The sequence below is a fragment of the Clostridium fungisolvens genome, assembly GCF_014193895.1.
Classification (GTDB): Bacteria; Bacillota; Clostridia; order Clostridiales; family Clostridiaceae; genus Clostridium_AR; species Clostridium_AR fungisolvens.
Window position 1 is genome coordinate 2656786 of sequence record NZ_BLZR01000001.1, and the last position, 11978, is coordinate 2668763.

Genomic DNA, 11978 nt, shown 5'->3' on the forward strand with positions numbered 1-11978 from the left:
CGATTACATTTTAAATCAAACGATTGTAATTATAGATATACTTTACTCACCAATCATTTTCATAGCATCTTCTATATCAATTGCAGTCATTTCTACCCATGCAGTTTTATATCCACACTTAACAGCATTACCTTTTGATGCAATGTTAGACCATGCAGTACAATAAAATGGTACCTTACCTAGTTTAATAATTTCATCCGTCAAAATCTTTGTAAGTGTTGATGCAACACCCATTCGTCTATATTCTGGTAATACATCAATACCTATCTGCCACATTTTATTACAGTCATTGCTTGCACCTGCCACACCAGCTATCTTTCCATTTACATATCCCACTACTGCTAACACGTCTTTTTTATCACTATCAGAATTATAGCCTAATGCCATATGAAATCTATCATCTTCATACAATGCTAGAACTTCATCTTCAGAAAATATTTTCACCTCAATATTTTCATTAATTAATACTTGCTTTTCTAAATCAGGGAGAAAGAACTCTGCGATAAAACATACACATTTGCCGTATTTTTCAAACTCTCTATTTAATACAATTAACTGTGGTGTATCAAAGCATCTATATTCTGAATGTCTACTAACAAAACCTTCCATAAACTCTTTTATTCTTTCGTCCACTGAGGCAACTAACCCTTCCCCATAATAAGCTAATCCGCAAAACATTGGTTTTGTGTAACACTTTTTTCTTCCTTCATTTAGTTTTGATGTTACAACAGTGCTTCCTTTATTCATGAAATCAGTAACTTTGCAGTTTAAATCTATTGCCGATTGTTCCATAGCAATCTTCCATATATCTTTATTATTCATACAGTATTTCCTTTCTAAATATTTTGCATCAATTTTACTTATGCAATTAAGTTATAGTAGACTCATTATAATTTCACTTGAAAGCTGATTTTTTCTTTATTGTCCCATAGCCATAACAAGGTTTTTGCAGCTCCTTTAGTACCAGATATGTTATTGTTGTTAGCAAAATATGCAACAAAAAGCATTTCGATAGCAACCATCATAACTGGGATAGCTTTTATCTCGTCAGAGCTTAGCGGGGTTATTGAGCTGTAACCCTTAACTATTCTATTTAATATTTCAAACCATTTCGTTGTTTTCTTGCTGTCAACAGTGTTATCAATTAAAAAACTCAATGACATATAGCATAGATCAAAAACACGTGCATTGATTTGACTTAAATCAAAATCTATATAACCTGTTAGAATGTTATTCTTAAACAACATATTTCCTGGATGTATGTCTCTATGTATTAACTGACGAGTCAAATTTGGATATACTTCTTTTAATTCCGAAACACATTTCCTTAAAATATCATCAGGTATTAAAGTGATATTTTTATCCTCGAAGGTCTTCGATACCCAACCAACTATCTCATCATAAAAGTTATTATCATAACAAGAAATCTTAGCTTGACATGCTTTAAATGCTATATGAAGTGTACCAATTACTTGTCCAATTAGATATGCTAATTCAGAATAATTCTGCTGGTAAATATCAGTTAAATGCTCTCCATCAATTTTTTCGCTTATAAAAAAATATGCATTATCCTCGAATATATATTCTAATCCATCCATAGTCTTTATCACTGTAGCCACTGGTATATTTTGCTCTGATAGAGCATTAATCATCAATAAATTTTTATGCATTTCATCAATATTTTTCCCGGTTTTTAAGATATATTTATCACCAATTTGCCAAGCAGAACTATAAATTTGCTTAAAAGGCTCATTTGAAAGATTCCAGCGCTTTAAAACCCGATTTATGTCCATATATTCATCCTCTTTTACCTATAATATTACTCTTGATTTCAAATTGTTATTTTATGGAAAATTAAAACAACTAATTTTAAGTTCACAACCTTCTACTGAGATTCATTATATTTTTACTTCTGTATGATCATTTAAATATTTTTTAAACTCTGCAAAACCGTCTTTAGTTGTGCTCCAATGTATGAATTTCATATTTAACTTTTCAGTTTCTTCTGGAAATCCAAAGCTGTCATCCATATATATAACCTCACTTGGCTCTACACATATTCTTTTACATGCAATTTTATATATTTCTGGTTGTGGCTTCTCTACACCCTCCATTTCTGAATTAACAAAATCCATAAATTCAGAGTAACCATAATATTGATCCCAATACTTAAAGGTTGCTTTTGGCCCATTGTTAACAACACACATTTTAAAGTACTTCTTTAATTCAGGTAACACTTCCCACAACGGTTCATACTTTTTATATGATGTAACTATTTCTATAATCTCATCTTCTGTAGCAGTATTTTGTAAAAGCTTATTGTATATACTTTTTACTCTTTCACCGTTACTGCTATCATTTTCAACTAACACACCATGCCAGTCAAATAGTATACCCTTTATCATAGATGTCCCCCTAATATGTAAATTCGTGATAATTTGCAGCTATTAATTTCCCACTTGTAATTATATCATTATTTTCCAGTTGCACCCACATAATTACAAGACATTTTAATCTTTTTCACTGGTTTTTTAATTTTCAAATATCCTAATTCTCAATCTTAAATTTAATACGTATATCCATAAACTGCTCAGTCATAAAACTCAAAATAAAATTTTGATTATTCTACGAATCCTTATTTGGATAAATTCTAATATAAATCAGTTTACCTATATTTTTATATAACAACTTAAAAACACCCCATAATCCAGATTTGAACAATGGGGTGTTTCAAAGAAATATTCAATTTCATCTATTGTGTGGTTTTATAAGAATGTTACGATTTAGCTATTTTCCTTATTTAACGATATAAATTCTTGGGCTTTTATTAAAATATAGATAGCAAAAAATCTAATTAGCAAGCTTCCTATAGCCAATATATCTCCAAGTAAAATTGCGATAACGCAGCCCAAGGCATTAATAGACATTGTTATTATAGAAAACTTTATCGCAATCCTTTTTTTAGTCAACAATAATATAGAAGATACTATTTCAAGCATCGCCATCAAAATTCCATATACCACAGCATAGTTAGGTATATTATCACCATTAAACGTGCCACCCATTCCTAATAAATGACGAAAACTGAACCATGTCATTTTTGGTACTAACCCTTTTACAATTCCCATGATTCCACCAACGAGCATGGCGAATGTTAAAACATAAAATAATATTTTATTTATTTTCACTAATCTTCCCCCTACTATTATTCTAAACATTATATAAATAAATTTTCTATTCTTTAACTTGCTGCTTACATAATCATGTTGTGTATCACTAAATTAAAAATTTTATAAAATATAGTGTTAAACCATCATCATTTACACATTCTGAATATGGCTCTAATTGCTTTCCATTATACCAAACCCCTGTACCATCTGGGATATAGCCTCGCTTTACATACATTCGTTGTGCAGAACCATATCCGCTATGAAGACCTACTGATAGAGAAACATATTCATTTTTCTCTTTTGCTAAATTCTCTGCAATTTCCATAATCTTAGTACCTATACCTCTTTTTTGATACTTAATAAGTACATTAAAATCAACGATCTCAGGTATATTTTTATGCGCAAAAGGTCCACCTTTAGCATAAGGAAGTAGGGTCACATATCCTGCAACTTCTCCACTAAATTCAGCAATGATAACTAACTTTTCGTTATTTTCCTGTTGGCTATAATATTCACCGAATTGTTCATATGGCTTATGCCAGCCTTGCTCTATAAATCCGTTAACAAGTTTCTCTATATCGCTTTTCACCATAGATCTTATCATTAAAACATCATTTTTATAATAAATCATTTTACTATCTCCTTATAATTCAAATAAAAGATATAGCGCTTACTATCATTAATTTCTTAATTGGTTAAGGAATCTCTAATTTCATCATTTATATATATTTTTTTAGTTACTCTATATCAAATCATTCTTATACTAAAGATAAACTTAGCTTAATTATTAATCCCTCAACTACTTTTATAGAATTTTGTGCTGCTGTCTCAGCATTGATCTTAAATTGCTCTGAGCTTTTTTCATCTGCATTATCTGACATTGAGCGAATGACTACAAAAGGTATTCTATTAACGTAGCATGTATGAGCTACACTAGCACTTTCCATATCAACGCATAAAGGATTAAATTGCTGTACTAAATACTCTCTTTCTTTATGTGTTATAAATGTTTCGCCTGTAATTATTCTTCCTGTATAAAACTTGCTTGTAGCTACCAGAGAGCTCGCAGCCTCCATACTCAACTCTATTAATTTACCATCTGCTTTAAAATATATATCTTCCATCCAAGGATGATATTCTGTTAAAATTCCACTTGCAACATCATGGTATGCAACTTCACTTGAAATAACTATATCCCCCACTTCAAGCTGACTACTTAATGCTCCTGCAACCCCTATCAATATAATATGGGTAACATCGAACTTATCTATCAATACTTGTGTAGCAATTGATGCATTAACCTTACATACTCCACAAACTACTGAAACGACTTCGATTTCCCCATAAATTCCTGAATAAAATTTAAGCATGGCATGTTCAATTTGTTTTTTCTCTGTTATTTTATTTATAAATTCCGCTATTTCTTTCTCACTTGGTCCTATTACCCCAATTCTCAACATTCGCATCCCCTTATTTTCTATGGATAATTTTCAATCATTTCATCATAACTTATCATTCTGGCTTAATTACTTGAGATTATAGTGTTCTAAATCATACTATATTTTTTACTATTGTATTTATCTGTTATATCATTTTAATCTATGTGGTTTTATCTTGTGGTATTCTTATGTACCTATTTTTTACTATATTTAAATCATCCAATAATCCCTGGAATCCACTATAACTGCTTGTCCATCATCAATCCTTATTACCTTGCAATTGTTAGTAGTCTCGTATTCTTTCGCTATCTCCTCAAATCTCTCAAACTTTGTTATAAACCTACTATAATGAGGTAATAATTCGATAGGAGAAAATCCAAACCCTGATAAATCCGTTAGATTAACATTATAATTTAATTCTGGACTATACTGAGCAATTAAATTTATATTATTTTGCAATACGATAGAACCGGCACTTACGCCAACAACTATCTTCTCTCGAATCAATTTTCCCATGATATCCTCACAGTTTGCTTTTTTCATAGAATTCAACAAATAAAATGGATTACCACCGTTTATTTCAATAACATCATAATTCAATAATAACTGTGGATTTTGACAATCAAAATCAAAGTAATCTACAAGTAAACCTAGTGACTTTAATTCTTCAGTCAACCGTGGAACATGCCAATCATTTTCCTTATATTCAGCAGATGCAGTTGTAACTATCACTGCCTTAGATAGAGAAACACAGTATTCCTTCATTTTTTTAATAATGTTGTCTGATGACAATCCATTAGAAGTTAAAATCAGCATACTATCATCCCCTATTATTTATCTCAAAATAATGTAGCTATATATTAAACTCCATTCCTGTTCTTATGTATGTGACATTGCTACACAGAGCACTTTCTAGTTTCTTAAATGCCTTTTCTCCGGTACAATGACCCGTATAAACTTCCTTTATATCTTCCTCTTGTATTTTCTTTAAAAGTAAATTGATTTCTTCTTCCGATGGGGTTAATGAATTTACTAAGGGAAATCTAACTAAGTGAAACCCACCAACTATTGCTTTAATTTTTAAGTCTGGAAATCTATTTCTCACAGCATCGATCATATTAACAGTACCATTGTGTGAGCAACCAGTAAAAATAGTTAAATCATCTTTTTCTCTAATAACCATAATTAGTTCATGCTCAAATTTATCATTAATTAATCTATCTCCATCTTTAACGAATAGATATTTGTTGCCTTTCGGGATCTTATGTCTTTTTTCTATATCAGTAATGATATATACGTTATCTATTATTTCAGTAAATTCATCAATGTAATTGATTCTATCTAGGTACTCATTAAACATTTTTTTATTGATTCCAATACTACTGCTAAATAACATTGTACGAAAATAGAAATCTCTGTCCACTGCTCTTTTAGCGTATACTCTTGACTTATTATTTATCTGTAAAAATGATAAAAGCCCTCCACCATGGTCATGGTGCCCATGTGAAAGTATTGCAGCATCAATGTGCTTTAAATCAATACCCATATTATTTGCATTTGATATAAAATTGCCACTTTTCCCTGTATCAAAAAGTATGCGTTTACCATTTGTCTCTATATAAATAGATAAACCGCGTTCACAAATTAAATCTTTTGTATTATTTTTTGTGTTTTCTATTAATATACTAATCTTCATAGTTTTCTCCTTGTGGTAATAGTTTATTACCTTTTCAATAGAACTCTATATCCTTATAAAATATTTATTTTATAATGTAATAAAAATTGACTATTTCTATTTAAAACTTAGCTTTTATTCATGAAGGTAAGTACTTTATTCAAAACAATTCAGTTCGGTAACTTCATTTTTTAGAATTGACATTACTATTAAAGACTCATAGTTTTGATTATATAAGATACATTCTCTTAATATTCCTTCCTCCACAAATCCCTCTGATTTATAGATCCTTTGCGCTCTTTGATTTTTATATCTAACATCAAGCCATAACCTATGGGCATTTAATTTTTCGAAAGCAACTTTTTTAATTAATTTTAGTGTTTCTCTTCCTAATCCTTTGCCTTTACTTGCTATTACAATTCTTCTTAACTCGATACTTTGATTTGAATTTATAATACCTGCTAAAATTGCATAACCGATAGGTTTATTTGTAGATTTTTCTTCAACTATTAAATGCAGAATATCTTCCTGATATAATGAATCCCTATGCTGCTCTTTTGTGCATTGCCCGATATATTGAGCATTATCGGGATTACGTTCACAATCTATTACAAAGTCTAAATCGCTTTCCTTGGTATTTCTTAACATTACAAAATCTGATTTTTCATTTACTTCTTTCATATGTATCTCCAATACTTAATTCTTTATATGTCCAATTTGAGATTTGCTTCGCTTCATCGACTTAATTACTTGTAATTATATCATTTAAAACCAATTTATTCCACAAGCTCTATAGCTTATTGACACTTATAATTCTACTTTTTTCCACACTCCTCAATTTTCAAAAACATTGTTCTTATAGCTTATCTTATATAATTTATACAGCATTTTTTAATCTTGCAACGCAAAAACACCACATAATTCAACTCTGAATAAATGTGGTGTTCAAAAATAAGTGTCTCCTATATATAAATTGCCTTTGTATCTTATTTATAGATTAACCTTATAATACTAATTTCATTAAATTATCTGTCTGCTCATCATCACCTAATACGAAAATATGGGTATCAAACTTTTCAAATCCTAGTTTCTCATAAAATCTTATTGCATTTACATTATGTTCCCATACCCCTAGCCAAACATAATTTAGGTTAATTTCACTTCCAAGCTCTATAGCTTTTTGTATTAATCTCTTACCAATCTGCTTACCTTTGCACTGCTGCAATACATAGATTCTTTGCACTTCTAAGCTATTTTCGTGCCCTTCCTCTGTTTGTGCCTTGTCAAAATTAACTTTCATGTATGCAACTACTTCTTCATTATTTTCAACTATGTAAAATCTTGAAGAACTATTTTTCACTTCACTTTCAACTTGCTCATAAGAGAAATTTTCTCTTAAATAGTTCTCCATATCTTCTTCTGTATTTTCATTTGCGAAGGTTTCATAAAAGGTTTTTTCACCTATATATTTAATTTTTTCTACTTCTTTTAAACCACATTCTTTAATCAAAAAGTTTTCCATAAGATTTATCCCTCCACTACTCTATTGTCACTTGTTTATTATCTATATCAAGAATTGATGCTTTACATGTTCCGCCTAATTCCTCCTGCACAGTTTTTGCTAAATCATTTAGAGCATTTTCAAACTCTTCTTCTCTTTTTTCATCAGTGAGTTCAATGCACAAAAAAGCATTTCTTGTATCTTCAGTAAGCATGGTTCTTACTGATTCACGCCAGTTCCAGCACCTGCAGATAGCACCGTCGTTATCTTTATATATTATTTCACCTTCATATGGTGGTTCGCTTTTATCTGTTCCTAAGGTAATAAAATCTTCATCTCCAACTGCTTTAGTAAGTCTTATATCACCAGCAAAAGTGTCAATATCTTCGCCACCACAAGGCAATGCATACCTTAAGGAAATACCGTTATAAATATCAACTAAGGGATTAATAGTACCTAGATGGTTCCCATTGTTCACTCTCTTAAGTAAAGCCTCAATAGATGATCTTGCCCCTTTTTTTGTTTTAAACTTTTGGAAGGCTTCTCTCCATACCTTTATAACTTCATTACTGCTAAACTCTGGATTTTGCAAATATTTTAAAGCTTCCTTTTCGGAATTAAAAATCATATCCTTATATTTGTCTTTATCTTTTATAGAGTTATCTATATCATTACATACAACAACTCCTATCCTAGCATTGGGAAATAAGCTCCAAAAATCATCTTCAACTACAAATTTTTTCATAGTTTTGTTCCTCCTCGTATCATTTGATTATTAATATTTATAAAACAGTTTGAACAACTGATTCTTACTAACTGCAAGCTTAAAAGCCATAGAATTATTATACCTAGAAACTTTTAGCTAATTCCTACAATAAAAGTTTACTGACACAATTATTATTTTTTTGATATAAGTATTAATCCACTTATGCATAATATAACGCCTGCAATGGTTGTTAGGGAAATCTTCTCCTTATAAAATAGCAAACCTATTGGGATAAGTAAAATTGCCACAAAGGTATTTGACAAAAGACTTGCAGAACCTATATTCCATCCCGATCTATAAACCAATAAAAATCCTAGTTCTATGCCGACAATAGCTAGTCCTAAGAAAAAACTTGCCCAATTTGCATCCCCAAGTGATTGAATTAAGTTTGTCTTAGGTGCAAGGATAAAGAAAGCTACAATAGATACAACTAATGCACATGCATATGTGATAATTAATGCAGCAATAGGATTTATATTTGCCGGTGTTGATTTTTGAAATAAATGATAACATAAGCTAGATAAAATCACTAAAAAAATCGGGGTATACTGAAATCTCATCTATATCACTCCTATCTTTTCTAACTTTTCAGTGTTGTTCTAAAATAAATAAAAATAAAAAAAGCCTAAGGAAATATTTTAAAAATATCTCCCAGGCTTTTGTCCTTCCGTGTACACATTTAACTGTGCGTTTTCTCTCGGACCAGCCAGCTATAACTGCGGAACCCTAGAAAACTAAAATATATAAAGTTTTATAATTCGTAATTTGCAACTTACTTAATTCAATTTAGCATAATAGCAGGGCTACGTCAACTGAATATTTTCTCACTTAAAAATAAAAACACTGCAAAACTCAATTTATTCACATGTGTTGTTCTAAAGCGTTTTTGTCCGATTGATTTAAATTTTAAATAGCATTATTAACGAATTTATTTCAAATAATTTTATATCTATTTACTCTGCACTTTGGCTAAACGCAAAATCTTCCATAAATTAAGTCCTAATACAGTGGCAATTGATACATTGAGTATAATTGGTATGAAAATTCTCATAGCCACAATTATATTTAAGTCATGAGTATACTGGATCGTCGGCAAAACAACCCCAACTGCAGCTATAGAAAAGAAAAAAATCAAAATATAGCTATTTAAGTATTCTAATTTTAACTTATTTAAAATTAAGATGTATCCTATGATAATCGCTAGTTTTATAATGCATAAAATCAGCATAACTCTTAAATCCCCAACTTGATTTTCTTCAAAGCCTGGATCAACTGGAGAGGTGAAAACATAGTAAAAAAAGAATTCCAAGAAATAAAATATGCTGCATAAACTTAAAAATAGCGCTTTAACAAGGGCATTTGTTACCTTTTTCATAAATCCTCCTAAGATCCAATTACTCTTAACTTAAATTAAAACCTTCTTCTTTACAAAAACATTCCATAGAATCTCACATCTTTCCTAACTATAATCTTATGAACCCTAATATATCTAGATTTTTTTGAATTTCGTACAAGCTTATAACTTAGTGGATATGAACAGTCCTGCTTCTTTATGAATATTGATAGCCCCCTCTTTTTGTCTTATTGCTTCAAAATAATCATAAAAGCCATTCAAATCATTCTTAGAATAAGTTGCTATCGTTACTGTAGATTCTAACCAGTCTATTAAATCCTGTGTTTCTGTGATAGATAGTGAATCTTCGTAATCGTGTCTTTGGACATCATCAAAATACTTTTCTAACAAATCCTGTCCATTTTGTAGAGTAAAAGAGAGTTCCTTTGTAAAAGAATTTAGATTTTGGTTAACCTTCTTAAAAGCATCACGTAGATAGGTTCTCATGCCGCCGTCACCGTTGGTTGCCGCATAGAATTTACCGCCATTTTTTAATACCCTTTTTACTTCAGAAAGAGCCTTAGGTAAATTTGGAACATGATACAACATGTGATTAGCTATTATGATATCAAAACAATTATCAGGAAAAGGGATATTCTGAATATCTAACTTCTGCGCCAACATATTCTTCTGACCAGAATACTTATCCCAAACTACTTTCACCATTCCTTCTGAGAAGTCCGATAAAACCAAGGTACAGTCCTCTGGCAGTATATGAATTCTATTCTCCCATTGTGTTCCGTTTCCACAGCCTAATTCAAGTATGCGATAGCCCTTGGAAAATTCATATTTTTCAAAAAGCCAAGGTACAAAGCCTTGCTTATTTGTACTATGTTTAACATGTAGATTAGTTCTTTTGGCCAGATTATTACCGTCTTTATACTGTTCTTTCACATTTTCAACCTTATCCATTATTGACATGATCACACCTCCAATAATAATAGAACTTCATTCTTAACTCTTTAGTCTTTTAAAAATCCATTTCTCCTCAGTAGTTGCTCCAGAATTATTCTCTCCCCATGCTGAGCATTCTGCTACTACATTTACTAGTTCCCATCCCTCTTCTCCAAGTGCTGGTAGAAGTGATGGCATGTCTTTATCCCACTTATAATCTGAAAAAAAACCTATATTTCTTTTACAAGTGATTATCTTATATTCCCACTTTTGCATACCCTTCCTCCTAATTACCTTTATCATATAATTAATAACATTCATACTTTGTTAACTTGAATTATTTTACTTAAATATTATAATATACAAAATTATAGCATATAGTCTGTCCAAAATAATACAATTTAGTTACATAAAAACATCCTTCATAGAATTGTTAAAATTTATATTAAATAATCGGATTATCTTATCCACTGAGCAGATAGTTTACTTAATTGTTTATCATCAAATAAAGTTTTTTGTGAATATTTCACTTTCTAAATTGTCTTTTATTGCGACGAAAAAACACCACATAGTTCAATTGTGAATAATGCAGTGTTTTTGATGGACATCAAATTTTATTTGTTTTAAAAAGCTTCTTTTACTCTTTAGGTTGAAGCTCTTCCTTTGGAAAATACCCTGCTTGCGTAAAATGATTTAATGTAGTAACTTCATTTAAATACCCTTTTATTTCATACTGAAGCCTAGTAACATCTATATTTTTATTGTCTTTATAACTTTCCAAAGGGATAAAACAAAATAGTAGCACCTCTTCATTTGGCTTAATATCTAATTTATTTCCTGTTGTTTCGAATTTAGCTTCACTTGCTCTTGCACTATTACCCTCAGTAATTGTATATCTAACATATAATGAATTTTGTTTTATGACATAGTCGCTATTATTTTTTAGAGTTATTGAGCAAGCAATACCTGATGGCATATGTTGTATAGTTTTTATATGGATACTTGCCCATGTGGTATTAGAATAATCAATTAACTTACTATCTTTTTTGATATTATTACCTATGGCGAATCCAACATAGGCTGATATGATAACACATAAGATAAATAAGCAACTTAATATAATATTTATTCTTTTCATCT

General features: G+C 30.3%; 16 protein-coding genes and 1 riboswitch. All 16 genes read right to left on the reverse strand.

Annotated elements, in window-relative coordinates; translation table 11 throughout:
• Window positions 1-42 precede the first annotated feature (42 nt).
• The 16 genes from bsdtw1_RS11495 to bsdtw1_RS11570 all read right to left on the reverse strand — a co-directional run bounded on the left by bsdtw1_RS11495 (window position 43) and on the right by bsdtw1_RS11570 (window position 11976).
• On the reverse strand, window positions 43-822 hold the full coding sequence (locus tag bsdtw1_RS11495) for a GNAT family N-acetyltransferase (protein WP_183277705.1): 780 nt from the start codon (window positions 820-822) through the stop codon (window positions 43-45).
• Window positions 823-887: 65 nt separating this feature from the next.
• Window positions 888-1793, reverse strand: coding sequence for a phosphotransferase enzyme family protein (locus bsdtw1_RS11500; protein WP_183277706.1), 906 nt, complete (start codon window positions 1791-1793; stop codon window positions 888-890).
• Window positions 1794-1898: 105 nt separating this feature from the next.
• Complete coding sequence (locus tag bsdtw1_RS11505; protein WP_183277707.1) at window positions 1899-2405, reverse strand: HAD family hydrolase; 507 nt, start codon at window positions 2403-2405, stop codon at window positions 1899-1901.
• A gap of 378 nt (window positions 2406-2783) precedes the next feature.
• Complete coding sequence (locus bsdtw1_RS11510; RefSeq protein WP_183277708.1) at window positions 2784-3188, reverse strand: hypothetical protein; 405 nt, start codon at window positions 3186-3188, stop codon at window positions 2784-2786.
• Window positions 3189-3276: 88 nt separating this feature from the next.
• A complete protein-coding gene (locus bsdtw1_RS11515) occupies window positions 3277-3801 on the reverse strand; it encodes a GNAT family N-acetyltransferase (RefSeq protein ID WP_183277709.1) in 525 nt (174 codons plus the stop codon).
• A gap of 127 nt (window positions 3802-3928) precedes the next feature.
• Window positions 3929-4630 (reverse strand): 5'-methylthioadenosine/adenosylhomocysteine nucleosidase, encoded by a 702-nt coding sequence (locus bsdtw1_RS11520; protein ID WP_244638157.1) that lies wholly within the window; start codon window positions 4628-4630, stop codon window positions 3929-3931.
• A gap of 189 nt (window positions 4631-4819) precedes the next feature.
• Window positions 4820-5425 carry a Type 1 glutamine amidotransferase-like domain-containing protein gene (locus bsdtw1_RS11525; protein WP_183277710.1) on the reverse strand — a complete coding sequence of 202 codons (606 nt, stop codon included), beginning with the start codon at window positions 5423-5425 and terminating at the stop codon, window positions 4820-4822.
• Window positions 5426-5462: 37 nt separating this feature from the next.
• Complete coding sequence (locus bsdtw1_RS11530; protein ID WP_183277711.1) at window positions 5463-6305, reverse strand: MBL fold metallo-hydrolase; 843 nt, start codon at window positions 6303-6305, stop codon at window positions 5463-5465.
• A gap of 135 nt (window positions 6306-6440) precedes the next feature.
• Window positions 6441-6965 (reverse strand): GNAT family N-acetyltransferase, encoded by a 525-nt coding sequence (locus bsdtw1_RS11535; protein ID WP_183277712.1) that lies wholly within the window; start codon window positions 6963-6965, stop codon window positions 6441-6443.
• Window positions 6966-7287: 322 nt separating this feature from the next.
• Entirely contained in the window at window positions 7288-7806 is a 519-nt protein-coding gene (locus bsdtw1_RS11540; RefSeq protein ID WP_183277713.1) for a GNAT family N-acetyltransferase, read from the reverse strand.
• A 16-nt stretch (window positions 7807-7822) separates the two neighbouring features.
• On the reverse strand, window positions 7823-8530 hold the full coding sequence (locus bsdtw1_RS11545; RefSeq protein WP_183277714.1) for a B3/B4 domain-containing protein: 708 nt from the start codon (window positions 8528-8530) through the stop codon (window positions 7823-7825).
• A 152-nt stretch (window positions 8531-8682) separates the two neighbouring features.
• Window positions 8683-9111 (reverse strand): EamA family transporter, encoded by a 429-nt coding sequence (locus tag bsdtw1_RS11550; RefSeq protein ID WP_183277715.1) that lies wholly within the window; start codon window positions 9109-9111, stop codon window positions 8683-8685.
• Window positions 9112-9197: 86 nt separating this feature from the next.
• Window positions 9198-9292: riboswitch (guanidine-I (ykkC/yxkD leader) on the reverse strand.
• A 208-nt stretch (window positions 9293-9500) separates the two neighbouring features.
• Window positions 9501-9926, reverse strand: a complete 426-nt coding sequence (locus tag bsdtw1_RS11555) for a hypothetical protein (RefSeq protein WP_183277716.1) — start codon at window positions 9924-9926, stop codon at window positions 9501-9503.
• Between the two features lie 141 nt (window positions 9927-10067).
• On the reverse strand, window positions 10068-10865 hold the full coding sequence (locus tag bsdtw1_RS11560) for a class I SAM-dependent methyltransferase (RefSeq protein ID WP_183277717.1): 798 nt from the start codon (window positions 10863-10865) through the stop codon (window positions 10068-10070).
• Window positions 10866-10898: 33 nt separating this feature from the next.
• Window positions 10899-11114 (reverse strand): DUF4177 domain-containing protein, encoded by a 216-nt coding sequence (locus bsdtw1_RS11565; RefSeq protein ID WP_183277718.1) that lies wholly within the window; start codon window positions 11112-11114, stop codon window positions 10899-10901.
• Between the two features lie 361 nt (window positions 11115-11475).
• Window positions 11476-11976, reverse strand: a complete 501-nt coding sequence (locus bsdtw1_RS11570) for a hypothetical protein (RefSeq protein WP_183277719.1) — start codon at window positions 11974-11976, stop codon at window positions 11476-11478.
• Window positions 11977-11978: the final 2 nt, after the last annotated feature.